24 protein-coding genes and 2 pseudogenes are annotated in these 25,467 nt (G+C 64.6%); 23 read left to right on the top strand and 3 right to left on the bottom strand.

Annotated elements, in window-relative coordinates; all coding sequences use genetic code 11:
- Positions 1-17 precede the first annotated feature (17 nt).
- The 3 genes from AB3L03_RS22700 (at position 18) to AB3L03_RS22690 (ending at position 2,089) form a co-directional block, all read left to right on the top strand.
- The gene (locus AB3L03_RS22700) at positions 18-710 is read left to right on the top strand and encodes a ribonuclease T2 (RefSeq protein WP_085350075.1); all 693 of its coding nucleotides are present in this window, start codon (positions 18-20) and stop codon (positions 708-710) included.
- Between the two features lie 52 nt (positions 711-762).
- A complete protein-coding gene (locus tag AB3L03_RS22695; RefSeq protein WP_018453496.1) occupies positions 763-1,623 on the top strand; it encodes a 23S rRNA (adenine(2030)-N(6))-methyltransferase RlmJ in 861 nt (286 codons plus the stop codon).
- Positions 1,624-1,873: 250 nt separating this feature from the next.
- On the top strand, positions 1,874-2,089 hold the full coding sequence (locus AB3L03_RS22690; RefSeq protein WP_007614865.1) for a cold-shock protein: 216 nt from the start codon (positions 1,874-1,876) through the stop codon (positions 2,087-2,089).
- 71 nt (positions 2,090-2,160) lie between these two features.
- On the opposite strand, the gene AB3L03_RS22685 is transcribed toward AB3L03_RS22690, so the two are convergent.
- Positions 2,161-2,784: an outer membrane protein gene (locus AB3L03_RS22685; protein WP_085383808.1), complete on the bottom strand. Its 624-nt coding sequence runs from the start codon at positions 2,782-2,784 to the stop codon at positions 2,161-2,163.
- Positions 2,785-3,033: 249 nt separating this feature from the next.
- Here AB3L03_RS22685 and uvrC point away from each other — a divergent pair, with 249 nt between their 5' ends.
- The 9 genes and pseudogenes from uvrC to AB3L03_RS22640 all read left to right on the top strand — a co-directional run bounded on the left by uvrC (position 3,034) and on the right by AB3L03_RS22640 (position 11,813).
- The gene (gene uvrC, locus AB3L03_RS22680) at positions 3,034-5,103 is read left to right on the top strand and encodes an excinuclease ABC subunit UvrC (protein ID WP_204512374.1); all 2,070 of its coding nucleotides are present in this window, start codon (positions 3,034-3,036) and stop codon (positions 5,101-5,103) included.
- Positions 5,104-5,202: 99 nt separating this feature from the next.
- Positions 5,203-5,820: a CDP-diacylglycerol--glycerol-3-phosphate 3-phosphatidyltransferase gene (gene pgsA, locus AB3L03_RS22675; protein ID WP_007596859.1), complete on the top strand. Its 618-nt coding sequence runs from the start codon at positions 5,203-5,205 to the stop codon at positions 5,818-5,820.
- Positions 5,817-6,068: a molybdopterin converting factor subunit 1 gene (gene moaD, locus AB3L03_RS22670; RefSeq protein WP_027565391.1), complete on the top strand. Its 252-nt coding sequence runs from the start codon at positions 5,817-5,819 to the stop codon at positions 6,066-6,068. The genes pgsA and moaD overlap by 4 nt, the downstream gene beginning before the upstream one ends.
- Positions 6,069-6,071: 3 nt before the next feature.
- Positions 6,072-6,548 carry a molybdenum cofactor biosynthesis protein MoaE gene (locus AB3L03_RS22665; protein ID WP_018453491.1) on the top strand — a complete coding sequence of 159 codons (477 nt, stop codon included), beginning with the start codon at positions 6,072-6,074 and terminating at the stop codon, positions 6,546-6,548.
- Positions 6,548-7,507 (top strand): 50S ribosomal protein L3 N(5)-glutamine methyltransferase, encoded by a 960-nt coding sequence (gene prmB, locus AB3L03_RS22660; protein ID WP_368507065.1) that lies wholly within the window; start codon positions 6,548-6,550, stop codon positions 7,505-7,507. The genes AB3L03_RS22665 and prmB overlap by 1 nt, the downstream gene beginning before the upstream one ends.
- Before the next feature lie 90 nt (positions 7,508-7,597).
- Positions 7,598-8,196: pseudogene (locus AB3L03_RS22655) on the top strand (phage holin family protein).
- Positions 8,197-8,198: 2 nt separating this feature from the next.
- Positions 8,199-9,329, top strand: a complete 1,131-nt coding sequence (locus AB3L03_RS22650; RefSeq protein ID WP_204512378.1) for a YihY/virulence factor BrkB family protein — start codon at positions 8,199-8,201, stop codon at positions 9,327-9,329.
- Positions 9,330-9,471: 142 nt separating this feature from the next.
- A pseudogene (locus tag AB3L03_RS22645) lies at positions 9,472-10,943 on the top strand (EAL domain-containing protein).
- 15 nt (positions 10,944-10,958) lie between these two features.
- Positions 10,959-11,813, top strand: coding sequence for a TIGR01459 family HAD-type hydrolase (locus tag AB3L03_RS22640; RefSeq protein WP_018453486.1), 855 nt, complete (start codon positions 10,959-10,961; stop codon positions 11,811-11,813).
- Positions 11,814-11,933: 120 nt separating this feature from the next.
- Here the strand turns inward: AB3L03_RS22640 and AB3L03_RS22635 are convergent, their stop codons facing one another.
- Positions 11,934-12,329: a response regulator gene (locus AB3L03_RS22635; protein WP_007596883.1), complete on the bottom strand. Its 396-nt coding sequence runs from the start codon at positions 12,327-12,329 to the stop codon at positions 11,934-11,936.
- Between the two features lie 228 nt (positions 12,330-12,557).
- Between AB3L03_RS22635 and AB3L03_RS22630 the strand changes: the two genes are divergently transcribed.
- The 7 genes from AB3L03_RS22630 (at position 12,558) to arfB (ending at position 21,702) form a co-directional block, all read left to right on the top strand.
- Entirely contained in the window at positions 12,558-13,529 is a 972-nt protein-coding gene (locus AB3L03_RS22630) for a bifunctional riboflavin kinase/FAD synthetase (RefSeq protein WP_204512379.1), read from the top strand.
- A gap of 203 nt (positions 13,530-13,732) precedes the next feature.
- On the top strand, positions 13,733-16,738 hold the full coding sequence (ileS, locus tag AB3L03_RS22625) for an isoleucine--tRNA ligase (protein WP_368507064.1): 3,006 nt from the start codon (positions 13,733-13,735) through the stop codon (positions 16,736-16,738).
- Positions 16,739-16,894: 156 nt separating this feature from the next.
- Positions 16,895-17,389 (top strand): signal peptidase II, encoded by a 495-nt coding sequence (lspA, locus tag AB3L03_RS22620; protein WP_085383810.1) that lies wholly within the window; start codon positions 16,895-16,897, stop codon positions 17,387-17,389.
- A 97-nt stretch (positions 17,390-17,486) separates the two neighbouring features.
- Positions 17,487-18,212, top strand: a complete 726-nt coding sequence (locus AB3L03_RS22615) for a hypothetical protein (protein WP_085383811.1) — start codon at positions 17,487-17,489, stop codon at positions 18,210-18,212.
- Between the two features lie 201 nt (positions 18,213-18,413).
- On the top strand, positions 18,414-19,808 hold the full coding sequence (locus AB3L03_RS22610; protein ID WP_368507063.1) for a M16 family metallopeptidase: 1,395 nt from the start codon (positions 18,414-18,416) through the stop codon (positions 19,806-19,808).
- Entirely contained in the window at positions 19,805-21,172 is a 1,368-nt protein-coding gene (locus AB3L03_RS22605; protein WP_368507062.1) for a M16 family metallopeptidase, read from the top strand. The genes AB3L03_RS22610 and AB3L03_RS22605 overlap by 4 nt, the downstream gene beginning before the upstream one ends.
- Before the next feature lie 113 nt (positions 21,173-21,285).
- Positions 21,286-21,702 carry an alternative ribosome rescue aminoacyl-tRNA hydrolase ArfB gene (gene arfB, locus AB3L03_RS22600; RefSeq protein ID WP_018453479.1) on the top strand — a complete coding sequence of 139 codons (417 nt, stop codon included), beginning with the start codon at positions 21,286-21,288 and terminating at the stop codon, positions 21,700-21,702.
- Positions 21,703-21,764: 62 nt separating this feature from the next.
- On the opposite strand, the gene AB3L03_RS22595 is transcribed toward arfB, so the two are convergent.
- Positions 21,765-22,073: a hypothetical protein gene (locus AB3L03_RS22595; RefSeq protein WP_368507061.1), complete on the bottom strand. Its 309-nt coding sequence runs from the start codon at positions 22,071-22,073 to the stop codon at positions 21,765-21,767.
- A 305-nt stretch (positions 22,074-22,378) separates the two neighbouring features.
- Here AB3L03_RS22595 and AB3L03_RS22590 point away from each other — a divergent pair, with 305 nt between their 5' ends.
- The 4 genes from AB3L03_RS22590 to AB3L03_RS22575 are packed head-to-tail and all read left to right on the top strand — an operon-like array spanning position 22,379 to position 25,346.
- Entirely contained in the window at positions 22,379-22,765 is a 387-nt protein-coding gene (locus AB3L03_RS22590) for a cytochrome c family protein (protein WP_018453476.1), read from the top strand.
- Entirely contained in the window at positions 22,766-23,161 is a 396-nt protein-coding gene (locus tag AB3L03_RS22585) for a VOC family protein (RefSeq protein WP_085350085.1), read from the top strand.
- Positions 23,162-23,199: 38 nt separating this feature from the next.
- Positions 23,200-23,748 (top strand): Twin-arginine translocation pathway signal, encoded by a 549-nt coding sequence (locus AB3L03_RS22580; RefSeq protein ID WP_085350086.1) that lies wholly within the window; start codon positions 23,200-23,202, stop codon positions 23,746-23,748.
- A 29-nt stretch (positions 23,749-23,777) separates the two neighbouring features.
- Positions 23,778-25,346: a GMC family oxidoreductase gene (locus AB3L03_RS22575; protein WP_085350087.1), complete on the top strand. Its 1,569-nt coding sequence runs from the start codon at positions 23,778-23,780 to the stop codon at positions 25,344-25,346.
- The last annotated feature ends 121 nt before the right edge of the window (positions 25,347-25,467 follow it).

The raw sequence follows: 25,467 nt of genomic DNA, 5'->3' as shown, positions 1-25,467 counted from the left end.
AGTTGAGGGGCGTCGCCATGTTTCATTCCAGATTGCATTCGTTCTCCCGCCTGATGATCTCGCTAACGCTTGCGGCCGGGCTGGCTGCGCTGGCCCATGGCGCAAAGGCCCAGGACAAGCGGCAGAACACGCCCGGCGAATTCGATTTTTATGTGCTGTCACTGTCTTGGTCGCCCTCTTTCTGCGAGGAGGCGGCGGAGCGCGGCGGCCGCTCGCAGACCCAGTGCAGCGGACGGCCCTACGCTTTCGTGGTGCATGGTTTGTGGCCGCAATATGAGAGCGGATTTCCGGAATATTGCCAGCGGCCCTCGCCGCGGCTGAACCGCAGCATCGTCTCCTCCATGCTCGATCTGATGCCGGCGCCGGGGCTGATCTTCAATGAGTGGGACAAGCACGGCACCTGCTCGGGGCTCGCTGACCGCAGCTATTTCGAGACGATCCGCAAGGCGCGCGCCGCGATCAAGATTCCAGCCGAATATCTCGATCTATCGCAGGCCAAGACCGTGGCGCCGGCGGAGGTGGAGGAAGCCTTCATCAAGGCCAATCCGGGCCTCAGCAATGCCGCCGTCTCGATCACCTGCAACCGGACGCGGCTATCGGAAGTCCGCATCTGCCTCAGCAAGGACCTGCAATTCCGCGCCTGCGAGGAGATCGACCGCCGCGCCTGCCGCCGCGACCAGGTGACGATGCCGCCGATCCGGGGTGGCTAGCCCAGGCGTCGTGCCTCTTTGCTCGGGCCGTCACGTGGCGTAGTGCTCTTGCATGAATTACCGCCACGCCTTCCATGCCGGCAACTTCGCCGATGTCATCAAGCACATCGTGCTGACGCGCATCATCACCTATCTCCAGGACAAGCCGGGTGCGTTCCGCGTCATCGACACCCATGCCGGCGCTGGCCTCTACGATCTCGAAAGCGACGAAGCGCGCCGGGGCGGCGAGTGGCTGACGGGCATTGCGCGGCTGATGCAGGCGCGGTTGTCGAACGACGCCATGGCGCTGACCAAGCCCTATCTCGACATCGTCCGCGCCTTCAATCCGAAGGGCGAGCTCAAGGCCTATCCGGGCTCGCCGCTGATCGCACGCGGCCTGCTGAGGCCGCAGGACCGCCTCTTGCTCTGCGAGCTCGAGCCGAAGGCGCGCAAGGCGCTGATCGGCGTACTGCGCCGCGACGAACAGGCCCGCGTGGTCGACCTCGACGGCTGGATGGCGCTGCCGGCTTTCGTGCCGCCGAAGGAACGGCGTGGGCTCGTTCTGATCGACCCGCCCTTCGAGGCAAAGGACGAGTTCGAAAAGCTCGCAGAGGCCTTCTCGGCGGCTTTCGCGAAATGGCCGACCGGTATCTATGTAATCTGGTATCCCGCCAAGAGCCGACGCGCCACCGACACGCTGGTGCAATCAGTGGCGCGGCTCGCAGCCGCAGCAAAGCCGCCGGGAAAATGCCTGCGCCTCGAATTCAGCGTGGCGCCGCAAGCCGACGGCGCAGCCCTCACCTCCAGCGGGCTCTTGATCGTCAATCCGCCTTACACGCTGCACGGCGAACTCAAGACGATCCTGCCGGAGCTGGAAATGCCGCTCGGCCAGGGTGGCGCTGCCAGATTCCGATTGGAGGTGCCGAGACCGTAACACTCCGGCATTCTTGGGAAAAATATGCAGGAGCGGTAGTCAATCTGCAGAGAACCGTATTATGCTGTTGCGGTGACTGGCTTTACGTTCCGCTTCCGCGAATGGTTGCGGCGGAGTGAAGGCCTAAGAAAGATCCAGTCGGACCGAATGGTCTGCCGAAGGATGGCCAGCTCCCGGGCTTCGTAAGGCCCGGTCATGTCGTGACGCGCGTCTGCGTCACGACGGAGGAGCAATGAGGGGGAGTTTCCCGATGGCCATGACGGGAACGGTCAAGTTTTTCAACGGTGAGCGCGGCTACGGATTCATCAAACCGGACGACGGGGGCCGCGACGTCTTCGTACATATTACTGCTGTGGAGCGGGCCGGACTGAAGGACCTTGCCGAAGGACAGCGTATTACTTTCGAAGTCGAACCGGACAAGAAGGGCAAGGGGCCGAAGGCGGTCGATTTGGTCATCCTTCCCTAGCGAGCCAAGCGTCAAAAAAATCCCGGCCGCAAGCGGCCGGGAGGTTGGTCCGGTATTTTCTTCTTTAGCTATCAGAAGTGATAGTTCACGCCTGCGCGCACAACGCTGGCGCTATAGCCGTTTGACACGCCCGTAATCGCGAACTGACTCGTCGACAGATCGATATAGAGATATTCGAGCTTGGCGCTCCAGTTCGGCGCGAACATAACTTCCGCGCCGGCACCGATGGTCCAGCCGGCGCTGGTGTGCGACTCGGTCCAGCCGAACGTCTGCGCGCGCAGCTCGCCGAAGGCGAGGCCCGCCGTGCCGTAGAACAGCACGTTGCTGAAGGCGTAGCCGGCGCGGCCGCGCAAGGTGCCGAACCACGGATTGGAGAACTTCCACGGCGCGAAGGTGTCGTCGGCACCGGCGGCCTGGATGTCGCCCTCGACGCCGAACACCCATGGGCCGTTCTGGAAATTGTAGCCGGCCTGAACGCCGCCGACGAAGCCCGACGGTTTTGCGGGATTGTTGCTCACCGAACCCCATTCGTAGCCGAGATTGCCACCGAGATACGGACCGGCCCAGCTATAAGCATTGAGCGGCTGATTGACCGTGTAGGGCGCACGCTGCCCGTAATTGAGATCGGCGGCCTCTGCCGAAGCCGTCCAGCCGACCGCAGCCAACGCGGCTGCGCCCACAACGAGCCTCTTCATCACACACTCCAACGCAACTCCCGTCACCGCTGCGATGCCCGCGCCGCCGCGCGAGGCAAAACCGCATGGTTACGGAACCACCATTTTTCGCATAAGATTTATCGAGAGTTTTAAGTTAAAGGCCTGTTAAGCCGGGTTACCGCGCTGTTAACAGGCTTAAGCAAGCGTTACCGGGAACTGCGCCGCCATCCTGTGCGTGCCGCTCGGCCGGAACTTCAAATCGACACCCGCAGCGCTTAAATTCGCACCATGGTTCACGATTCCCCCGACAATCCGGACGACGCACGCGTACGCAAACCCGTGCGCGGCAAAGCACCCGACGTCCCGCCCCAGGAAACGGAAGCCGCGCCGCCGGACCTCGATCCCGCCACTGCGAATGGCGACGACGAGGACGATGCGCGGCTGCCGGACATCCTGGAAGAGAGCGGCACCGTCGGCGAAGAGCCGCTGGCGACCGGCCACGAGGCGATCGAACGCGCGGTGCGCCTCGCCCCCACCTCGCCCGGCGTCTACCGCATGCTCAATGCGAATGCCGACGTGCTCTATGTCGGCAAGGCCAAGAACGTCAAAAAGCGCCTGTCGAACTATGCGCGCCAGAGTGCGCCGCAGCCGGCGCGCATCCTGCGCATGATCGCCGCCACGGTGACCGTGGAAATCATCTCGACCCACACCGAGACCGAAGCCCTGCTGCTGGAGGCCAACCTCATCAAGCAGCTTCGGCCGCGCTTCAACGTGCAGCTGCGCGACGACAAGTCGTTTCCCTATATCCTGATCACGGGCGACCATTGGGCGCCGCAGATCCTGAAGCATCGCGGCGCGCAGACGCGGCCGGGTCGCTATTTCGGCCCGTTCGCCTCCGCCGGCGCCGTCAACCGCACCATCACCGCACTTCAGCGCGCGTTCCTGATCCGCTCCTGCACGGATTCCTTCTTCGAGAGTCGCTCGCGGCCCTGCCTGCTCTACCAGATCCGCCGTTGCGCCGGCCCCTGCACCCGCGAGATCGACTTCCCCGGCTACACGACCCTGGTGCGCGAGGCGAGCGACTTCCTGTCCGGCAGGAGCCATGCGGTGAAGCAGGAGCTTGCCGCGGAGATGGAGAAGGCCTCCGGCGAGCTCGAATTCGAGAGCGCCGCGCTCTACCGCGACCGCCTCGCTGCGCTGTCCGCGATCCAGTCGCAGCAGGGCATCAATCCGCGCACGGTGGAAGAAGCCGACGTGTTCGCCATCCACCAGGAGGGCGGCTTCTCCTGCGTCGAAGTGTTCTTCTTCCGCACCGGGCAGAACTGGGGCAACCGCGCCTATTTCCCGCGCGCGGAGAAGACATATACGCCGGAAGAGGTGCTCGGCTCCTTCCTCGCCCAGTTCTATGACGACAAGCCGCCGCCGAGGAATATCCTGCTCTCGCACGAGATCGAGGAGAGCGAGCTGCTTGCCAACGCGCTGTCGATCAAGGCGGGCCGCAAGGTCGAAGTGTCCATGCCGAAGCGCGGCGAGAAGAAGGAGCTCGTCACCCACGCGCTCACCAACGCGCGCGAGGCCCTGGGCCGCAAGCTCGCGGACACCGCGACGCAGAGCCGCCTGTTGGACGCCATGGCCACGACCCTGAGCCTGACGCATGCGCCGAAGCGGATCGAGGTCTACGACAACAGCCACATCCAGGGCACCAACGCAGTCGGCGCCATGATCGTCGCCGGCCCGGACGGTTTTGTGAAAAACCAGTATCGCAAGTTCAACATCAAGTCGGAGGGCCTGACGCCCGGCGACGATTACGGGATGATGCGCGAGGTGCTCGAACGCCGTTTCAAGCGCTTGATCAATCCACCCGAGGACAACGCGGCCAAAGCCAAGGACGACGACTTCCCGCAATGGCCCGATCTCGTGATCATCGATGGCGGCCGCGGCCAGCTCAACGCGGTCCGGGACATCTTTGCAAATCTCGGCCTGACCCAGGTGGCGCTGATGTCGGTGGCCAAGGGGCCGGACCGGGATGCCGGCCGCGAGACCCTGTTCATGCCGGAGCGCGAGGCGATCAAGCTGGAGCCGCGCGACCCCGTGCTCTATTTCATCCAGCGGCTGCGGGACGAGGCGCACCGTTTCGTCATCGGCTCGCACCGCAAGCTGCGCAAGAAGGACATCCGCGAGGCCGGCTTGCAGGAGATTCCTGGCATCGGTCCGTCACGCAAACGTGCCTTGCTGCATCATTTCGGAACCCTGAAGGAGATCGAACGGGCCTCGATCACCGATCTCGGTAAGGTTCCGGGGGTGAGCGCCGAGAGCGCCCGCAGGATTTTCGAGTATTTCCATCCCCAGCCGGGGTGAAATAAAAGGGGGGCCGCGGTCATATGGTCGTCGCATCCCGCACCCCATTTGGGGAGCGGAACGGTTGACCTTCAGGCTGCAGCGGTATTGGTAGGACGGATGAACATCGCCACGACACGAGGGACGACCAGCCGCGCGATGTCCCTCCCGAACATCCTGACCTACGGCCGGATCGCCGCGATCCCGGTCGTGGTCGGGTGCATCTACGCACAGTCGATCATGGACGGCCCGCTGTGGCTGCGCTGGGTCGCCGTCGCCATTTTTATCGCGGCTGCGGTCACCGATTACCTCGACGGCTATTACGCACGGATCTGGAATCAGCAATCGGCGTTCGGCCGCATGCTCGATCCGATCGCCGACAAGCTTCTGGTCGCCTCGTGCCTGCTGATGCTGGCCGCCGACGGCATCATTCACGGCTGGTCGCTGTGGGCCGCCATCGTGATCCTGTGCCGCGAGATCCTGGTCTCGGGCCTGCGCGAGTATCTTGCCGCGCTGCGTGTCAGCGTGCCCGTGACCAAGCTTGCGAAATGGAAGACGACGGTTCAGCTCATCGCCATCGGCTTCCTGCTGGCTGGTCCGGCCGGCGATGAGGTCGTGCCCATGGTCTCGATGATCGGGCTGGCGCTGCTCTGGGCCTCGGCGATCCTCACCATGTACACCGGCTACGACTATTTCGGGGCCGGCATCCATCACCTCATCAAGGAGGATGAGGGATGAAGGTGAAGTACTTCGCCTGGGTGCGCGAGCGCGTCGGCAAGGCCGAGGAGACGATCGAGCCGCCCGCGACCGTGCGCACCGTGGAGGAGCTGATCGCCTGGCTGTCCGGCCAAGGCGAAGCCTACGCCTATGCGTTCGAGAAGCCGAAGGTGATCCGCACCGCGATCGACCATGCCCACGTCAAGTCGGACGCCGCGATCGCGGGCGCTCGCGAGATCGCGTTCTTCCCGCCGATGACCGGCGGCTAGGCCATGCCCGTCACCACCTGCCCCGTCACCATCCGTATCCAGCAAGACGATTTCGACATCGCACGCGAGATCGCGGTGCTGACCGGGAACCGCACCGACATCGGTGCGGTCGTGAGTTTTTCCGGCATCTGCCGCAGCGACGAAGACAGCGCGAAGATCGCCGCGCTCTCGCTGGAGCATTATCCCGGCATGGCCGAGGAAGAGATCAGGCGCCATGCCGACGAGGCCATCTCGCGCTGGCCTCTCAGCGGCGTCACGGTGATCCATCGCGTCGGCCGTTTCATGCCCGGCCAGAACATCGTGCTGGTGCTGACCGCCTCGCAGCACCGCCAGGCCGCGTTCCAGGCAGCCGAGTTCCTGATGGATTATCTCAAGACCAACGCGCCGTTCTGGAAGAAGGAAGAGAGCGCCACCGGCACCGGCTGGGTCGAGGCCCAGGCCCGCGACGACGAAGCCGCCGCACGCTGGACCCGATCCTGATGGCAACAACATCCAAAAAGGCCGTGCGCGGCCGCGCCGCGCCAAAGCTCGCGAAAGTGGCCCCCGGCGAGCTTCTCACGCTGATCGATTTCGTCCGCTATGCCGTGAGCCGCTTCAATGAGACCAAGCTCGCCTTTGCCCATGGCACGCCCGATCCGGTCGCGGAAGCGGCTTTCCTGGTCTGTGAAGCCCTGCATCTGCATCCCGAGCAGTTCGAGATTTTTGCCAACGCGCGCGTCACGACCGCCGAGGGCAGGACCATCATCGATCTCGTTCATCAGCGCGTCACTACGCGCAAACCGGCCGCGTATCTCGTCAACAAGATCTACATGCGCGGCCTGCCGTTTTATGTCGACGAGCGCGTCATCGTTCCGCGCTCCTTCATCGGTGAACTCTTGGAGTCGCATTTCGGCGGCGACGGCGAAGCCGGCTCGCTGATCGACGATTCCAGCGCCGTCGAGCGCGTGCTCGATCTCTGCACGGGATCGGGATGCCTCGCGATCCTCGCCGCGCATCATTTCCCGAACGCCACGATCGATGCCGTCGATATCTCGAAGGGCGCGATCGACGTCGCCAGACGAAATGTCGGCGAATACGGGCTCGATGGCCGGATCAGCCTGCATCGCGGCGACCTGTTCGCCCCACTCGGTAACACCAAATACGACCTGATCATCACCAACCCGCCTTATGTCGACGCCGAAGGCATGGCGGCGCTGCCGCCCGAGTGCCGGGCCGAGCCGAAGCTCGCCTTCGACGGCGGCGCCGACGGTCTCGATGTGGTGCGCCGGATCCTGCGCGATGCGCCCGGCCATTTGACGCCGCATGGCGGGCTGATCTGCGAGATCGGCCGCGGCCGCGAATTGGTTGACGAGGCCTTTCCTGAATTGCCGCTGCTCTGGCTCGACACCGAGGACTCCGAGGGCGAAGTGTTCTGGATCGCGGCAGCCGATCTCGGCTGATCCATCACGGCGGGCAGACCTCGTCGGAACAAGTCAAATACCGCCACGTTCATCCCCCGACGAATTTTCTCGCACTCGGAGGATAACTGCATGCTTGCGCCATCGGGCGAATTGCTGCGCGCCGGCGTCGCGCTCAAGCTCAACCATCTCAAGCGCGCCGCCCAGTCCTATGCCCGCGACCGGAGCAACCAGGCCACAGGGCGCATGACGTCGTACGGGGCTGCGGCCGGACTGCTCGCGGTTGCGGGCTTGTTCGTCGTCGCAGCCTTCTTCGTCGGCCTGATCGCCCTGTACCGCTGGATTGCAATCCATTACGGGCAATTCTGGGGGTTCGGCGCCGTCGGCGCTGTGCTCCTGGTCCTGGCCGCCGCCTGCGCCGGCGTGGCCATGGCCCAGATGAAGCGCAAGACCAAGCCGATCGTGCCGCTCGCCAGCCGCCTACGGGTGGCTATCGCCACCCCGCGCATCCCGCGCGGAACGGTGAAGGAGGCGGTGAAAGAGGTCGCGACGACAATTCCCTGGCGCCGCTCGCGCCGGGCGAACGAGGACATGAGTCAGGACATGGCGGCAGCACGTGGCCGGCTCGGTCCAACCGGCCCGTGCAACTCGGGCTGATGCTCGCGGCCGTTGGGCTGGTCGGGATCACGGCCGCGCGCAGGCGGCGTCACGGCCACGGAGCGGATACCTGAAAATGCGTATGCGGCGCGCCGAGCAATTCGACAGCTGGCTGTTAGTCGCAGCCACGACCGTGTTCGTGCTCACCGCGGAACGGTATTTCCAGGATTCTGGCCTGATCCGGCCGGGACCTCCGCAAGACCACCGCAACGGCGAGGCGAATTCGCCGGAAACGAGCCCGACGGGCGCAGCCTCGCAGCCCGGCCGCGGCCGCCGCGCGAAAAGCCCGTTCGCGATCCCGTGGGCAGGCTGGAAGGACATCCTCTGGCGCACCTATCAGCGCATCGACGAGGATCGCCTGCTCGCGACCGCCGGCGGCGTCGTCTTTTTCGGACTGCTCGCGATCTTTCCCGCCATCACGGCGCTGGTTTCATTCTATGGCCTGTTCGCCGATCCCTCGACGATCAGTTCCAACCTGCAATCGCTCGCGATGATGCTGCCGGAGGGCGCGTTCCAGATCGTCGAGGACCAGGTGGCGCGCGTCGTGTCGAACGGCGGCGCGACCCTTGGTTTCACTTTCCTGTTTGGACTCGTGCTCGCGATCTGGAGCGCCAATGCCGGCGTCAAAGCCATCTTCGACGCCCTCAACGTCGCCTATGAGGAGCGTGAAAAGCGCAGCTTCATCCGGCTGAACACGGTCTCGCTGGCTTTCACGGTCGGTGGCATCGTTGCCCTGCTGCTGATGGTGGGCGCCGTCGTCGCCTTCCCGCTCGCGCTCAACCACCTCGGCATGGCGCCCGAAAGCAAGCTGATCGTGGCGCTGGCGCGATGGCCGGTGCTGTTCGTCATTCTCCTTGCGGCGCTCGCCGTCCTCTACCGCTTCGCGCCCAGCCGCGACGCCCCGCGCTGGCAATGGCTGAGCCCCGGCGCTGTGACGGCCGCGATCCTCTGGATCGGCGGCTCGGCGCTGCTGTCCTGGTATCTGTCCGAATTCGCAAATTACAACGCGACCTACGGCTCGCTCGGCGCTGCGATCGGCTTGATGATGTGGATGTGGATGTCGGCCATCGTCATCATGTTCGGGGCTGAGCTGAATTCGGAGATCGAACGGCAGACCTTGCGCGACACGACCACCGGGCCGCCCAAGCCGCTAGGCACCCGCGAGGCCGTCTCGGCCGACACGGTCGGCGCCGCGGCGCCGTCCTGACTCTGCGATTGGGCCGCTATCCCCTCGAATCAACAATGATGTTAAGGTCATGCCGCTTGGGGGAGCATGCGGCGTGACGGGTTCGAAACGCCACCCGTGTTTTCCCGGTCAGGCAGTCAGCTCTTGAGGCGTAACGCGCGGCATGATTCGTATTTCGACGATCTTCATCGCGATCTGCATGGTTCTGGTCGCCGCCTCGCTCGGGCTCCTGCTCTACGCGGTCGCCGGCATCAGCGGAACCGAATCCGCGATCGTGGCGCTGACGGCGCTGACCTTCCTGATCCTCTACAATGCAGTGTCGATGCGACTGCGCGACCGCAGCGACGTCGGCGGCCAGATCGCCGATCTTTCGCGCGGCACCGCCGACCTCGCCCGTCAGGTCGCCGAATTCGGCCGCCGGCTCGCCACGATCGAAGCACGCATCGCCTCTTCCAATTCGGCCAACTCCGACCGCATCCAGTCGGTGGTCGGCGAGATCAACGAACTCGGCGGACTGGTCAGGCAACTCGCCACCACCGTGTCGGCCCATGAGGATCTGATGGCCGGCAACGCGCCAGTGTCGGCCCCCGCGCCGGTCGCAAGGCAGGAGCCGGACGCGCCGCTCGACCTGATGGCCACGTTCGAGGAGGAACGGCCGGCTGCCCCGGCGCCCGCGCCGCCGCCAATGCGGCCGGCAGCACCGGCGATCCAGACCCAGACCGCCAATCCGGTTCAGACCGCCAACGGCCGCAACCAGACCCAATTGCTGGCGACGCTCCGCAACGCGATCGACGAGAACCGCATCGACATCTTCCTCCAGCCGATGGTGTCGCTGCCGCAGCGCAAGGTCCGGTTCTACGAGGCCGTGACGCGCCTGCGCGACGAGCGTGACCAGCTGGTCGCGGCCGAGGAGTTCATCAGCATCGCGGAGGCCTCCGGGTTGATCGGGCGCATCGACAACATGGTCATGCTGCGCTGCGTGCAGGTGCTGCGGCGCCTGATGGTACGCAACAAGGAAGTCGGCGTGTTCTGCAACGTCGCGGCTTCCACGCTCGGCAATTCCACGACCTTCGCGCAATACCTCGATTTCCTCGAAGCCAATCGGGCGCTGGCGCCCTCGCTGGTGCTGGAATTCAAGCAATCCACCTTCCGCAATCTCGGCCCGGCCGAAACCGAGAATCTCGCGGCGCTCGCCCAGCGCGGCTTCCGTTTCTCGATCGACCATGTCACCGATTTGCGCATCGAACCGCGCGAGCTCGCCGATCGCGGCGTGCGCTTCATCAAGGTGCCGGCCTCGCTCCTGCTCGACCCCAGGCAGGCTTCGGCCTCGGACATCCACCCGTCCGATCTCTCCGACCTGCTCGGCCGCTTCGGCATCGATCTGATCGCCGAGCGGATCGAGGGCGAGCGCGCCGTGATCGACCTGCTCGATTATGACGTGCGGTTCGGCCAGGGTTCCTGTTCGCGCCGCCCCGGCCATTGCGGCCGGAGGGGTCATCTGCTACCGCCGCGCCGAACCAGGCACAGGACATTCAGGGATCCAATGGCTCCGGCATATCCAGCTCAGGCGCGACGTCGGCTGCGTCTGCGCCACAGCGCGTCACCGGCAACGCCGCGCTCGCGCGACGTATCTGATCGGCCGCACGCATCATGACCACACTGCATTTCGCCGAAAGCCTGCGTGAACTCGTGGCGGGCGTGGACGTCGTGCTCAGCGACATCTGGGGCGTGGTCCATAACGGTCTCGAATCCTTCCCCGAAGCCTGCGAGGCGCTGCACACCTACCGCAGCCGCGGCGGTACGGTCATCCTGATCACCAACGCGCCGCGCCCGGCCGACTCCGTGCAGCGGCAATTGCGCAAGCTCGGCGTCGCCGACGAGACCTATGACGCGATCGTGTCTTCAGGCGACCTGACGCGGCTCTATGTCGCCGACCATCCCGGCCGCAAGATGTTCTGGCTCGGCCCCGAGCGCGACAACTCGATCTATCGCGGCCTCGATGCGGTGACCGCGCCGCTGGAAGAGGCGGATTACATCGTCTGCACCGGCCTCTATGACGACGAGACCGAGACGGCGGAAGACTATCGCGGCATGATGCTGAAGGCGCGCGAGCGCAAGCTGACGCTGGTTTGTGCCAACCCCGACATCGTGGTGGAACGCGGCGACCGCCTGATCTATTGCGCCGGCGCGATCGCGGAGCTCTATCGCGAGCTCGGCGGCGAGGTGATCTTCTACGGCAAGCCGCACCGGCCGATCTACGAGCGCGCGATGGCGCTCGCCGGCGAACGCCAGGGCCACCAGATCGACCGCAAAAAGGTGCTCGCGATCGGCGATTCCGTCCGGACCGACCTCACCGGCGCGCGCGAGTTCGGCATCGATTGCCTGTTCGTGACCCGCGGCATCCATGCCGAGGAGTTCGAGGGTCTCGACCAGCTCGACCCGGCGTCGGTGCTGGAATTGTTCGGCCATCCCCCGAAGGCGCTGATGCGCGAACTGAAGTGGTAGCGAGTTGATCGTCATTCCCGGTTGATGTGGGGCGTCGATTCCGGAACGACGAACCCGACGCAGAAAGCCCGGGACAATCGCCCGGGCTTTCCGAATTCAACTGATGGCTTCGATCGCGCCTTACGCGCTCGCCATGTCCGGGAAGACCGCCTCGATCTTGGTCTTCAGCGTCGCCGCGTTGAACGGCTTGACGATGTAGTTGTTCACGCCGGCCTTCTTGGCCGCGATCACGTTCTCGGTCTTTGATTCGGCCGTGATCATGATGAAGGGCGTGGTGGCGAGGTTCGGATCCGCGCGCACTTCGCGCAGCAGGTCGTAACCCGTCATCGGCTCCATGTTCCAGTCGGAAATCACGAGCCCGTACTTCTTGCCACGCATCTTGTTCAGCGCTGCCGAACCGTCGCTTGCATCATCGATATTCTCGAAGCCAAGCTGCTTCAGGAGGTTCCTGATGATACGGATCATGGTGCTGTAGTCGTCAACCACCAGAACCGACATCGACAAATCAACCGCCATCTCGACTCCCCCAACGCAAACCCAGGAAATATTACGATCGGACCTGCCGGGCCGGAGCCCCGCGGTTCCACGCCCAAGGACTAGCACCAAGGCGTTAAACAGCGCGTTAACTGGGAACGCCCCCGGTGGACTGAAATCGCACTCGATGCGGCCGCCCCCTCCCGCTTGACTTCATCCGGCCCGTCGCGCCACGGTCCCGGCCGGTCCCGCCGGTTCGAGATTCCCCTGATGGCCCCGCATTTTACCGTTATCCGCGACACCACGCCGGACTCCGCCATTGCAAGGGGTGCCGTGGTCGCCATGGGCAATTTCGACGGCGTTCATCTCGGCCATCGCGCCGTAATCGCGGCGGCCCTGGAAATGGGCCGGCTACATGGCCGCCCTGCGCTGGCATTGACCTTCGAGCCGCATCCGCGCCGGTTTTTCAGCCCCAACACCCCGCAATTCCGCCTGACGGACGAGCGTGCCAAGCTGCGGCTTCTGGCCGGCACCGGACTTGACGGCGCCGTGGTCATGACCTTCGACAAGTCCCGCGCCGGGACCAGCGCGCAAGACTTCATTCACCACGACCTGATCGGGCGCCTGGGCATCGGCGGAATCGCCGTCGGCTACGACTTCCACTTCGGCAAGGGTCGGGTCGGCTCGCCGAGCCTCCTCGTCAACGAGGCGCCCCGGCTCGGCATCGAGGTCGACGTGCAGCCGCATGTCGATATCGACGAGCGGCCGGTCTCCTCCAGCGCGATCCGGATCGCGCTCGCCGAAGGCCAACTCGACGAGGCCACGGCCATGCTCGGCGCGCCCTGGTTCATCACCGGCGAGGTCATCCACGGCGAGAAGCGCGGCCGCGACCTCGGTTATCCCACCGCCAATATCCGCCTTGATGCCAATTGCGGCCTCAAGCACGGCATCTATGCGGTGCGGGTCGGCCGCGGCGTGGAGCGGCTGGACGGGGTGGCAAGCTTCGGCCGCCGCCCGACGTTCGATAATGGTGCGCCGCTGCTGGAAATCTTTCTGTTCGACTTCAAGGGGGATCTCTACGGGCAGACGCTCGACTGCGCCTTTATCGGCTTCATCCGCGAGGAGCTGAAATTCGAGGGCCTGGATGCCCTGATCCGCCAGATGGACAACGATTCCGCCCGCGCCCGCGCCATGCTCGCCGCCGCCCCGGACGCGTTTCCGCGGCTTGGCGTCATCGATTGAGGCCGGAAACCGGCCCGCCGAACCTTTTTGCGCTTCCCCCGCCCCCCTGCTATGGAGAGCCCATGTTTGCGCGGCGCATCATAGGGATTAGCGGCCCGGCTTCCGCCTGAGCTTTCGGCTCGGCGCAAGACCGGGATGTCGTCGTTTCACCCGCGATTCCGCATCGCCATCCGTTCCCGCGCCCTTCCGAGCCAGTCAGCCTCATGTCCGACAAGCCACAAAAGTCCCAAAAATCCGAAGCCAAAGACTATTCGAAAACCCTGTTCCTGCCGCAGACCGAATTCCCGATGCGGGCCGGCCTGCCGCAGCGCGAGCCGGAGCTGCTGAAATACTGGAACGACATCGGCCTTTACGACAAGCTCCGCCAGGAAGCCCAGGGCCGCGCCAAATTCGTGCTGCATGACGGCCCGCCCTACGCCAATGGCAACATCCATATCGGGCACGCGCTGAACAAGATCCTCAAGGACGTCGTGACCAAGAGCCAGCAGATGCTCGGCTTCGACTCCAACTACGTGCCCGGTTGGGACTGCCACGGCCTGCCGATCGAATGGAAGATCGAGGAAGAGAACTACCGTTCCAAGGGCAAGCAGAAGCCCGACTTCCGCGACTCCGCTGCGATGGTGGCGTTCCGCAAGGAATGCCGCGCCTATGCGACACACTGGATCAACGTGCAGCGCGAGGAATTCAAGCGGCTCGGCATCATCGGCGACTGGGATCATCCCTATCAGACGATGAGCTATCCCGCCGAGGCGCAGATCGCCCGCGAGCTGATGAAGTTCGCCGCCAACGGCACCCTGTATCGCGGCTCCAAGCCGGTGATGTGGAGCGTGGTCGAGAAGACCGCACTCGCCGAGGCCGAGGTCGAGTACGAGGACTACACCTCCGACATGGTGTGGGTGAAGTTTCCCGTCACGTCCCCGGCACATGGTGCGCTCGCCAATGCATCGGTCGTGATCTGGACCACCACGCCTTGGACGCTGCCCGGCAACCGCGCGATCTCGTTCTCACCGAAGATCGCCTACGGCCTCTACAAGGTGACGGATGCGGCCGCGGACAATTGGGCAAAGACCGGCGATCTCCTGATCCTGGCCGATGCGCTTGCAGCAGAGGTGTTCAAGCAGGCGCGCGTCACGGCCTATGAGAAGCTGCGCGACGTTCCCGGCGATACGCTGGACGCCGTGGAGTGCGCCCATCCCTTGCGCGGCCTCGATGGCGGTTACGCGTTTATCGTGCCGCTGCTCGCCGGCGAGCATGTCACCGACGATACCGGCACCGGTTTCGTGCACACCGCGCCGAGCCACGGCCGCGAGGATTTCGACGTCTGGATGGCCAATACCCGCGAGCTCGATGAGCGCGGCATCTCGACCGCGATCCCCTACACTGTCGACGAGAACGGCGCCTATACCGCGCAGGCCCCCGGCTTCACCGGCAAGCGCGTGCTCAACGACAAGGGCGAGAAGGGCGATGCCAATGAAGCCGTGATCAAGGCGTTGGTCGAGGCCGGCAAGCTGCTCGCGCGCGGCCGCCTCAAGCACCAGTACCCGCATTCCTGGCGATCGAAGAAGCCGGTGATCTTCCGCAACACGCCGCAATGGTTCATCGCGATGGACAAGGACATCAGCGAAGATGGCCACGCCAGGAAGGGCGATACGCTGCGGGCTCGCGCGCTGCATGCGATCTCGGTCACGCAATGGGTGCCGCCGTCGGGTGAGAACCGCATCAACGGCATGATCGCCAACCGTCCGGACTGGGTGATCTCGCGCCAGCGCGCCTGGGGCGTGCCGATCGCCGTGTTCGTGCGCGAGAACAGCGACGGTTCGGCCGAGATCCTGCAGGACGAGATCGTCAATCAGCGCATCACCGAGGCCTTCATGGAGGAAGGCGCCGACGCCTGGTACATGGACGGCGCCCGCGAGCGCTTCCTTGATCCCGCGCGAAGGAAGACTGGAAGAAGATCGACGACATCTGCGACGTCTGGTTCGATTCCGGCTCCACATGCCTTCGTGCTCGAGGATCGCCAGAACTTCCCGCAGCTCGGCAACATCGTTCGCAAGGTCGACGGCGGCGACGACACCGTGATGTATCTCGAAGGCAGCGATCAGCATCGCGGCTGGTTTCATTCGTCGCTGCTGGAAAGCGCGGGCACGCGGGGCCGCGCGCCCTATGACATCGTGCTCACCCACGGCTTCACGCTCGACGAGAACGGCCGCAAGATGTCGAAGTCGATCGGCAACACCGTCGAGCCTCAGAAGGTGATCAAGGATTCGGGCGCGGATATCCTGCGCCTCTGGGTCTGCGCCACCGACTATGCCGACGACCAGCGCATCGGCCCGGAGATCCTGAAGAACACCATCGAGACCTATCGCAAGCTGCGCAACACCGTGCGCTGGATGCTGGGAACGCTGGATCACTACAAGCCGGCCGACGCAGTCGCGCCCGCCGACATGCCCGAACTCGAACGGCTGATGCTGCACGAGCTCGCGGTCCGTGCTGCCGTCGTCCGCAAAGCCTATCAGGAGTTCGACTACAAGACCGTGGTCGCAACCTTGTCCGCGTTCCTGAACAGTGAGCTCTCCGCGTTCTATTTCGACATCCGCAAGGACACGCTGTATTGCGATCCGCCGTCCTCGCTGACGCGCAAGGCGGCGCTGACCACGATCGACCTGTTGTGCAGCTCGATCCTGAAATGGCTGGCGCCGATCCTCAGCTTCACCGCGGAGGAAGCCTGGCGCATGTACAGGCCCGACGCCGAGCCCTCGGTGCACCTGACGCAGTTTCCCGACGACCTCGAAAGCCTGCGCGACGACAAGCTCGCCGCGAAGTGGGAAGCGATCCGCAACGTCCGCCGTGTCGTCACCGGTGCGCTGGAGCTCGAACGCGCCGCCAAGAACATCGGCTCGTCGCTGGAGGCATCGCCGGTCATCTATGTCGCCGACCGCGACATGCTTGCGACGTTGTTCGACACCGACCTCGCCGAGATCTGCATCACCTCGAATTACGAGGTGCGCGAGGGCGAGGCGCCGGCTTCCGCATTCCGTCTCGATGCCGTTCCAGGCGTCGCTGTCGTGGTGGAGAAGGCGGTCGGCACCAAATGCGCCCGTTCCTGGAAGATTTCGCCGGCGGTGGGTGAGGACCCCGAATACCCCGACGTCACCCCGCGAGATGCCCAGGCGCTGCGCGAATGGAAGGCGCTGGGGGTCAGCATCTAGGTCTCACCGTCGTCCTCGCGAAAGCCAGGACCCATTCCACGGCCGCCAATTGCGACGAAGGCTGATGACCACAAGTCTTTCAAACAACGACCGCCTCGGAGTGTGGGTCCTGGCTTTCGCCAGGACGACGACGGAGCGTGTTGTGGCGGACTGCCCATGACCCCGCTCCGCGCCGGCATCCTCGCGGCCCTGCTCACGCTCGTGGCCGACCAGGCTTCAAAGCTCTGGCTGCTGAACGTGTTCGACCTCGCCCGTCGCGGCGCGGTCGAGGTGACCCCGTTCTTCGACCTGGTGCTGGCCTGGAACATCGGCATCAGCTTCGGCTGGCTCCAGAACGACGGTCAGGCGGCGCAAATGGCGCTGATGGCCGTGAAGGTCCTCGCGGTGGTTGCGCTGGCGATCTGGATGGCCCGCTCCCACACCCTGCTGGCAACCATCGCGCTCGGCCTGATCATTGGCGGCGCCATCGGCAACGGCATCGACCGCCTGGCCTATGGCGCGGTGGTCGATTTCGCCCTGTTTCACGTCGAGATCGGCGGAAATACCTATAATTGGTACGTGTTCAACCTCGCGGACGTGGCCATCGTTGCTGGCGTGGCGGCGCTATTGTATGATTCCTTCCTGGGGGTACCCGCCGCAAAAGCGCCCTGATCCCGGCCGATACGGACCGGCAGGCGGAACCTTGCTTTTGCGAGGGATTATGCCGCGCGAGAGCGGCAAACTGCCACATTTTGGAACAGGTACAGTGATGCGCAGCTCGAAGACCAGCGGTTCGATGGTTGAAGACCCCCGGCAGGGGCTCTGGCGGGCGTTGAAATTGTCCGCTGTCGCGCTCGGCATCGGTCTCGTCATGTCGGCTGGCGCCGCCCGCGCCGGTGACGACGGCGAGGACGACGACGACATGACCTTCGAAGAGAAGCTCATCGACAATCTGATGTCGGGCATCGGCGCCAAGAGCATGGAGAAGAAGGGTATCGAATACCGCGAGCGGTCGCCGCTGGTGGTGCCGCCCAAGCTCGACCTGCCGCCGCCCGCCGGCGTTGAAGCCAAGAACGCGCCGAACTGGCCGAAGGACCCTGACGAGAGACGCCGCAAGGAGGCCATCGCGCAGCGGAAGAAGGCCGTCAAGGCCACGGAGAGCTGGCAGGCAGGCCGGGCGTTGTCGCCCGCCGAGATGGAGGTCGGCAGGACAGCCGCACCCGAGCGCACGAGCAATGATCCTATTCAGCCGGGCACCAACGGCAATCCGTCGCTCAGCCCGGCCCAGCTCGGTTTCACCGGCGGTCTGTGGGGCATGATGTCGAACAACAAAGGCGAGGCCAAGCAATTCACGACCGAGCCGCCGCGCCAGTCACTGGTCGAGCCGCCGCCCGGCTACCAGACGCCGTCTCCGAGCTACGCCTATGGCGCCGGAGAGGACAAGACACGGCGGACCTATTTCGACATCATGTCCGGCAAGGACAAGGAACAATAGCGCTCCTGTCCCTTCGCGATATCCCGACACAGACCCGGTCCCGCGCCGGCGGCTCGTGCGCGCCGGACGCGGTCTTTAATTGCTTATCAGTAACTTGCGCCCGAGTTGAGTTCTCTGCTTCGTGACGCGAAGCGTTTGCCGCACGGTGTACCATGCCGTGCCTCCGAGCCGGACATCCGGGCTCGGCCTTTCATAAGGATCATGATGTCCTCTTACCGATCGGCTGCCCGCCTCCTTGCCGCGCTGCTTTCGACGAGTGTCCTCACGGCCGGCGCATCCCTTGCGCAGACCACGGTGACATCGGCTCCGCCCGCCAGCTTCACGCTCGGAAACGGCATGCAGGTCGTGGTGATTCCGGACCATCGCACGCCCGTCGTCACGGAAATGATCTGGTACAAGGTCGGCTCGGCGGACGAGACGCCGGGCAAGTCCGGGCTCGCGCACTTCCTCGAGCACCTGATGTTCAAGGGCACATCGAAGCATCCGGTCGGCGAATTCTCCCAGACCGTACTCCGCGTCGGCGGCAACGAGAACGCCTCGACTTCGGTCGACTACACCAACTACTACCAGCGCGTGCCGCGCGAGCAGTTGCCGACCATGATGGAATTCGAGGCCGACCGCATGACTGGCCTGATCCTCAAGGACGAGAACGTGTTGCCCGAGCGTGACGTCGTGCTCGAAGAATACAACATGCGCGTCGCCAACAATCCGGACGCGCGGCTGAACGAGCAGATCATGGCCGCGCTCTATCTCAACCATCCCTACGGCCGGCCGGTGATCGGCTGGCACCAGGAGATCGAGAAGCTCGATCGCGAGGATGCGCTCGCCTTCTACCGCCGCTTCTATGCGCCGAACAACGCGATCCTGGTGATCGCCGGCGACGTCGAGCCCGCCGACATCCGCCCGCTGGTCGAGCGCAGTTTCGGCGCCATCCCGGCGCAGCCCGCGATCCCGGCGCGCCGCGTCCGCCCGCAGGAGCCGGAACCCGCGGCGCCGCGCACCGTGACCCTGGCCGATCCGCGCGTCGAGCAAACCGGCTTGCGACGCTATTACCTAGTGCCCTCGGCGACCACGGCTGCGGCCGGCGAAAGCGCGGCCCTCGACGTGCTGGCGCAGCTGATGGGCAGCGGCAGCAATTCCTATCTCTACCGCGCGCTCGTGGTGGACAAGCCGCTCGCGGTCTCCGCCAGCGCCAGCTATTCGAGCATCTCGCTCGACCCGACCCAGTTCGCGATCTCGGCTTCGCCCAAATCCGGGGTCAGCTTCGCCGAGGTCGAGCAGGTGGTCGACGGCGTCATTGCCGACATCGCGCAGAATCCGATCCGCGCCGAGGATCTCGAGCGGGTCAAGACCCAGCTCATCGCCGAGGCGATCTACGCCCAGGACAACCAGGCGGTGCTGGCGCGCTGGTATGGCGGCGCACTGACCACGGGCCTGTCGATCGAGGACATCCGGAGCTGGCCAGATCGCATCCGCGCCGTCACCGCCGAGCAGGTCCGCACCGTCGCGCAGAAATGGCTCGAGAAGAAGCGCTCGGTGACGGGCTATCTGATCAAAGACACCGCGACCACCAAGCGCGAGGAGAAGCGTTCGTGACCTATCCCTTCCTTCGACGCGTTGCATTCTCCTTTGCCACCGGCGCGGCACTCGCGCTCGCTACCGTCTCGCCGTCACAGGCGGCGGCGAAGATCCAGCATTTGACCTCGCCGGGCGGCATCGAGGCCTGGTTCGTGCAGGATGCGACCGTGCCGCTGATCGCCATGGAATATTCCTTTGCCGGCGGTTCGGCCCAGGATCCCAAGGACAAATCGGGCGTCGCCAATCTGGTCGGCGATCTCCTCGACGAAGGCTCCGGCGATCTCGATTCCAAGACCTTCCATGAGCGGCTCGATCGCCGTGCCATCGAGCTCTCTTTCAGCGCCACCCGCGACACGTTCCGCGGCAGCCTGCGCATGCTGCGCGACAACAAGGACGAGGCCTTCGACCTGCTGCGGAGCGCGCTGACCTCGCCGCATTTCGAAACTGCCGACGTCGAACGCATTCGCTCGCAGGTGATCTCGGGCCTGCGCCGCGAGACAACCAACCCGACCTCGCTCGCGAGCCGCAAATTCCTGGAGGTTGCCTTTGGCGATCATCCCTACAGTCGGCAGTCCAACGGCAACCTCGACAGCGTTCCGACCATTACGGTTGCCGACATGAAGGATTATGTCGGCCGCGTGCTCGCCAAGGACACGCTCAAGATCGCGGTGGTTGGCGACGTGGATCCCGATACGCTCGGCAAGCTGCTCGACCACACATTTGGTAGCCTGCCGGCCAAGGCCAATCTCGTGCCCGTCCCCGACGTCGAGGCCGCCAAGCCGCCGCAACGCGCCTTCGTGACGCTCGACGTGCCCCAGACCGTGATCACCTTCGGCGGTCCCGGGGTGAAGCGCAGCGATCCGAACTTCATGGCGGCCTATGTCGTCAACCACATCCTCGGCGGCGGCGGGTTGTCCTCGCGGCTCTATCGCGAGGTGCGCGAGAAGCGCGGGCTCGCCTATTCGGTGTTCGAATCGCTGCTTTGGATGGAGCATTCGGCGGTTTTCATCGGCAATACCGGCACCCGCGCCGACCGTGCCGGCGACACCATCGACGCCATCGACAAGGAGGTGCGCCGGATCGCCGAGGAAGGCCCGACGCAGAAGGAGCTCGACGAGGCCAAGTCCTACCTCAAAGGCTCGCAGATGCTGGCGCTCGACACCTCCTCGAAGCTCGCGCAGGCGCTGCTGCAATATCAACAGGACAAGCTGCCGATCGACTATATCGAGAAGCGCAACGCCGTCGTCGATGCGGTCACCATGGACGACGCCAAGGCGGCCGCAAGGCGCCTCTGGGGCCAAGGCCTTCTGACCGTCGTCGTCGGCCGCGCCCCGCAGGCCGCGGCGCAACCGGCAGCCGCACCGGCGACGAAGTCGAACTGACGTCTTCCGTAGGCTTCGTGAATGGCCGCGCTCGCCCGGCCATTTGCATTTCAGGGCGCCATTGCCGAACTTGGGCGTCCGGGATATGTCCGGGCATCACGAGTGGTGCCACCATGCTGCGGATATCCCGCGATCTCGTCATCGACGAGGACGACATCGAGATCGGCTTTGTCCGCGCCTCCGGCCCGGGCGGGCAGAACGTCAACAAGGTCGCGACCTCGGCGCAATTGCGCTTCGACACCCGGAAGCTGACGCTTCCGGAGGATGCCGCGCTGCGCCTCGCCCGGCTCGCAGGGCAGCGCATGACAAAGGACGGCGTCATCGTGATCCAGGCCCAACGCTTCCGCACCCAGGAGCGCAACCGCCAGGACGCCATCGACCGCCTTACGGAAATGCTCGGCGAAGCCATGATCCGGCCGAAGCCCCGGCGCGCGACAAAGCCGACCTTTGGCTCCAAGCAGCGCCGGCTCGAGGGCAAGAAACACCGCAGCGACATCAAGTCGAAGCGCGGGCGCGGTTTCGACGACTAGCAGAGACTGCAAAAGAACTCCGGCCGCAGGGCGACCGGAGTTCTGCCGTCTCACTCCATTGGCTAGTAGCGCTTGCCCGTGGCTGCACCGCCCGTCGCGGAATCGTCGGCGGTCCCTTTGTGTGCAGCACTGCCCGTGGTGCCAACCGTGCCCCTGGTGCCCTTCGTCGGCTTCATGCCCGTCGTCTCGCCCGCCGCGCCCGGCTGGGCGCTCATCTCCTCGTCGCCGCTGCCCATTGTGCTGCCTTGCATGGGTTTGCTTTGCACGGTGCCGCTAGGCCTCGCGCCAGACGACGTACCTTGCGCGAGAACCGGTGTCACAATGAGAGCCGAGACGGCGCATGCGATTGCGGAGGTCTTCACCAACTTCATCCATTTCTCCTGGATTTTCGCGATGATCGGTTCGGCGGCTTGATGCGCCGTCCGTCTGAGCCGAACCAGTCCATCGCGTTACGAGCTCGAACGGCGCGACCGCAATGCAACCTGTCTCGTGTGGTGATCGTTTAGGGATTTGACGGCGGTTTCGCGGAATTGTCCTCCGCATATACGGCAGCGCGGAACAACGCACCCGCGTGCACCTCCGCACGCAGCGAAACAGCCCGCTACTACCACCGCATGTTTTGCCGCGCCTAGAGTTTGCGCACGCTGAATTGACGTCGACGGGCGGACTTTTGACGATGCGCGCGATCGTGCTGGGATTGTGCACCGCGGTGGTGCTGGTGGTGCGGGTGGCCGAGGCGCAGATGCCCTTGCCGGCTGCAAAGCCGCCGGATGGCGCAACACTGTTCAAGCAGCAATGCGCGGTGTGCCACACCACGAACCTGTCAGAACCGGTGCGGCAGGGTCCGCCGCTGGTCGGGATCGTCGGGCGGCCCGCCGGCAAGGTCGAAGGCTTTCACTATTCAGAGCCCCTCGCAAAAGCAGCCTTCGCCTGGGACGAGACGAAGCTCGACGCATGGTTGACCAATCCGCAAGCCGTGATTCCCGGCGTGGTCATGGTCTACCGGCAGGCGAAGCCGGAGACGCGCGCCGCCATCATCGCCTTTCTTAAGGAGCAGAACTGAATGGCAAAGCCGGTCCATTCCATGATCCGCGCACTCGACGAGGCGCGCTCACTCGACTTCTACAGACGGGCCTTTGGCCTGGAAGTCACCGATCGTCTGAAGTTCGCAGACTTTGCCCTGATCTATCTGCGTCACCCCTCCTCACCCTTCGAGTTGGAGCTGACGGTCAATTTCGATCGCAAGGAGCCGTATGCGCTCGGCGACGGCTACGGACATCTCGCCGTGGTGGTCGAGGATCTCGATGCCGAACATGCCCGCTTCGAGCGTGAGAAGCTCGCACCGGGTCCGCTGCGCGACTTCAAGCACGACGGCAAAACGCTGGCGCGCTTCTTCTTCGTCAGCGATCCCGACGGCTACAAGATCGAGGTGATCCAGCGCGGCGGACGTTTCAACTGATCGAACCACAAAATCAAAATCATAAAAGGAGGAATGCCATGAGAGAAGTCGATCGTCGAAGCAGGCACAGCCGCCGCATCTTTCTCAAGGGCGCCGCGGCCGCCGTGCCGGTCGCGGCAGTCGCGACCAGCATCGCCGTCAGCATCGAGGGCGCCTGGGCCGACGAGGCAAGCGCGCTTTCGCCCGCGACGATGAAGACGCTGCTGAAAGTCGCGCGCGATATCTATCCGCACGACGTCCTCGGCGACAGCTACTACATCACCGCGATCAAGCCGTGGGACGGAAAGGCCGCCAAGGACCCCGCCGTCAAGGCGCTAATCAGCGACGGCATCACCAGGCTCGATCAGAACGCGCGTGATCGCCACAAGGCGCCCTATGCCGAAGTGCCCTGGGAAGCCGACCGCGTGGTGCTTTTGAAGGAGATCGAGCAGAGCGACTTCTTCCAGAAGGTGCGCGGCGACCTCGTCGTCTCTCTCTACAACCAGAAAGAGGTCTGGCCGCGGTTCGGCTACGAGGGCTCCTCCGCCGAACACGGCGGCTACATCAACCGCGGCTTCGCCGACATCGACTGGCTGCCGAAGGCTTAAGGCTCACCCAACGGTTCAGGACAACGCATATGGCAAAATTCGATCTGAACGACTCCAGCGTTGTGGTGATCGTCGGCTCCGGTGCCGGCGGCGGCACGCTGGGCAACGAGCTCGCACAGAAGGGCGTCAAGGTCGTGATTCTCGAAGCAGGTCCCCGCATCGAGAATCAGGACTTCGTCAATGACGAGTGGGAGAGTTTCTCGCAGCTCGCCTGGACCGATGCGCGCACCACATCGGGATCATGGCGCGTCGCAAAAGACTTCTCGGGTCTTCCCGCCTGGATCGTCAAGGCGGTCGGCGGCTCGACCACACACTGGGCTGGCGCGTCGCTGCGGTTCGACGAGCACGAGTTCAAGGTGAAGAGCACCTACGGCAACATTCCCGGCGCCAACCTGCTGGACTGGCCGGTCACGCTCGCGGAGATGGAGCCGTGGTACGCCAAGGCCGAGAACAAGATGGGCGTGACCCGCACCAACGGCATTCCCGGACTTCCCGGCAACAATAACTTCAGAGTGATGGAGGCCGGCGCAAAGAAGCTCGGCTACAAGACGGTGCACACCGGCAACATGGCGATCAACAGCCAGCCGCGCGACGGACGCGGCGCCTGTCAGCAGATCGGCTTCTGCTTCCAGGGCTGCAAGTCCGGCGCGAAATGGTCGACGCTCTACACCGAGATACCCAAGGGCGAGGCGACCGGCAATCTCGAGGTTCGCCCCGCCAGCATGGCGGTCAAGATCGAGCACGATGCCGCCGGCAAAGTCACCGGCGTGGTTTACGCCGACGAGAGCGGTGCAATGCAGCGCCAGAAGGCACGCATCGTTGCGGTCGCCGGCAATTCGATTGAAAGCCCACGGCTGCTGTTGAACAGCGCATCCACGATGTTCCCCGACGGCCTCGGCAACTCAAGCGGTCAGGTCGGCCGCAATTACATGCGCCACATGACCGGTAGCGTCTATGCCGTGTTCGAGAAGTCGGTGCACATGTATCGCGGCACCACCATGGCCGGCATCATCCGCGACGAGGCCGCCAACAATCCGAAGCGCGGCTTCGTCGGCGGCTACGAGATGGAGACGCTGTCGCTCGGACTGCCCTTCATGGCGGCGTTCCTCAACCCCGGCGCCTGGGGACGTCCGTTCACCGCCGCGCTCGACGGTTATCCCAGGATGGCCGGGATGTGGCTGGTCGGCGAGGACATGGCGCAGGAAACCAACCGCATCACGCTCGATCCTGTCGTGAAGGACAAGTTCGGCCAGCCGGTCGCAAGCGTGCACTTCGACGATCATCCCAACGATCTCGCGATGCGCGCGCACGCCTACAAGCAGGGCGCTGCGGTCTACGACGCCGTCGGCGCCACCGTGAGCTATCCGACACCGCCCTATCCGAGCACGCACAATCTCGGCACCAACCGGATGAGCGAGAAGCCCAGGGATGGTGTGGTCAACAAGTTCGGGCAAAGCCACGACGTCAAGAACCTGTTCGTCTCCGACGGCAGCCAGTTCACCAGCGGCGCAGCCTGCAATCCGACGCTGACCATCGTCTCGCTGGCGATCCGGCAGGCGGATTACATTGCGGGTGCGATGCAGAAGAAGGAAATTTGATCCAATCTCGTTCGTCGTCCTGGCGAAAGCCAGGACCCATTGCCCCGGGAAGGAGTTCGGCGAAGGCTTGTTGTTCGGGACTCATACCGCCCATCGCTGATGGATTCCGCGGTATGGGTCC

The sequence above is a fragment of the Bradyrhizobium lupini genome (assembly GCF_040939785.1).
GTDB classification, from domain to species: domain Bacteria; phylum Pseudomonadota; class Alphaproteobacteria; order Rhizobiales; family Xanthobacteraceae; genus Bradyrhizobium; species Bradyrhizobium canariense_D.
Note: the sequence above shows the minus strand (reverse complement) of the source record. Positions and strands in the feature narration are given on the sequence as shown.

Coding starts and splice junctions, on each gene's coding strand:
- moaD (WP_027565391.1), top strand. CDS start 5,817: ATGAAGGTGAAGTACTTCGCCTGGGTGCGCGAGCGCGTCGGCAAGGCC.
- AB3L03_RS22695 (WP_018453496.1), top strand. CDS start 763: ATGAATTACCGCCACGCCTTCCATGCCGGCAACTTCGCCGATGTCATC.
- AB3L03_RS22690 (WP_007614865.1), top strand. CDS start 1,874: ATGGCCATGACGGGAACGGTCAAGTTTTTCAACGGTGAGCGCGGCTAC.
- AB3L03_RS22595 (WP_368507061.1), bottom strand. CDS start 22,073: ATGAAGTTGGTGAAGACCTCCGCAATCGCATGCGCCGTCTCGGCTCTC.
- pgsA (WP_007596859.1), top strand. CDS start 5,203: ATGAACATCGCCACGACACGAGGGACGACCAGCCGCGCGATGTCCCTC.
- AB3L03_RS22650 (WP_204512378.1), top strand. CDS start 8,199: ATGCGTATGCGGCGCGCCGAGCAATTCGACAGCTGGCTGTTAGTCGCA.
- prmB (WP_368507065.1), top strand. CDS start 6,548: ATGGCAACAACATCCAAAAAGGCCGTGCGCGGCCGCGCCGCGCCAAAG.
- AB3L03_RS22585 (WP_085350085.1), top strand. CDS start 22,766: ATGGCAAAGCCGGTCCATTCCATGATCCGCGCACTCGACGAGGCGCGC.
- arfB (WP_018453479.1), top strand. CDS start 21,286: ATGCTGCGGATATCCCGCGATCTCGTCATCGACGAGGACGACATCGAG.
- AB3L03_RS22700 (WP_085350075.1), top strand. CDS start 18: ATGTTTCATTCCAGATTGCATTCGTTCTCCCGCCTGATGATCTCGCTA.
- AB3L03_RS22615 (WP_085383811.1), top strand. CDS start 17,487: ATGCGCAGCTCGAAGACCAGCGGTTCGATGGTTGAAGACCCCCGGCAG.
- AB3L03_RS22590 (WP_018453476.1), top strand. CDS start 22,379: ATGCGCGCGATCGTGCTGGGATTGTGCACCGCGGTGGTGCTGGTGGTG.
- ileS (WP_368507064.1), top strand. CDS start 13,733: ATGTCCGACAAGCCACAAAAGTCCCAAAAATCCGAAGCCAAAGACTAT.
- uvrC (WP_204512374.1), top strand. CDS start 3,034: ATGGTTCACGATTCCCCCGACAATCCGGACGACGCACGCGTACGCAAA.
- lspA (WP_085383810.1), top strand. CDS start 16,895: ATGACCCCGCTCCGCGCCGGCATCCTCGCGGCCCTGCTCACGCTCGTG.
- AB3L03_RS22640 (WP_018453486.1), top strand. CDS start 10,959: ATGACCACACTGCATTTCGCCGAAAGCCTGCGTGAACTCGTGGCGGGC.
- AB3L03_RS22575 (WP_085350087.1), top strand. CDS start 23,778: ATGGCAAAATTCGATCTGAACGACTCCAGCGTTGTGGTGATCGTCGGC.
- AB3L03_RS22665 (WP_018453491.1), top strand. CDS start 6,072: ATGCCCGTCACCACCTGCCCCGTCACCATCCGTATCCAGCAAGACGAT.
- AB3L03_RS22635 (WP_007596883.1), bottom strand. CDS start 12,329: ATGGCGGTTGATTTGTCGATGTCGGTTCTGGTGGTTGACGACTACAGC.
- AB3L03_RS22580 (WP_085350086.1), top strand. CDS start 23,200: ATGAGAGAAGTCGATCGTCGAAGCAGGCACAGCCGCCGCATCTTTCTC.
- AB3L03_RS22610 (WP_368507063.1), top strand. CDS start 18,414: ATGATGTCCTCTTACCGATCGGCTGCCCGCCTCCTTGCCGCGCTGCTT.
- AB3L03_RS22685 (WP_085383808.1), bottom strand. CDS start 2,784: ATGAAGAGGCTCGTTGTGGGCGCAGCCGCGTTGGCTGCGGTCGGCTGG.
- AB3L03_RS22630 (WP_204512379.1), top strand. CDS start 12,558: ATGGCCCCGCATTTTACCGTTATCCGCGACACCACGCCGGACTCCGCC.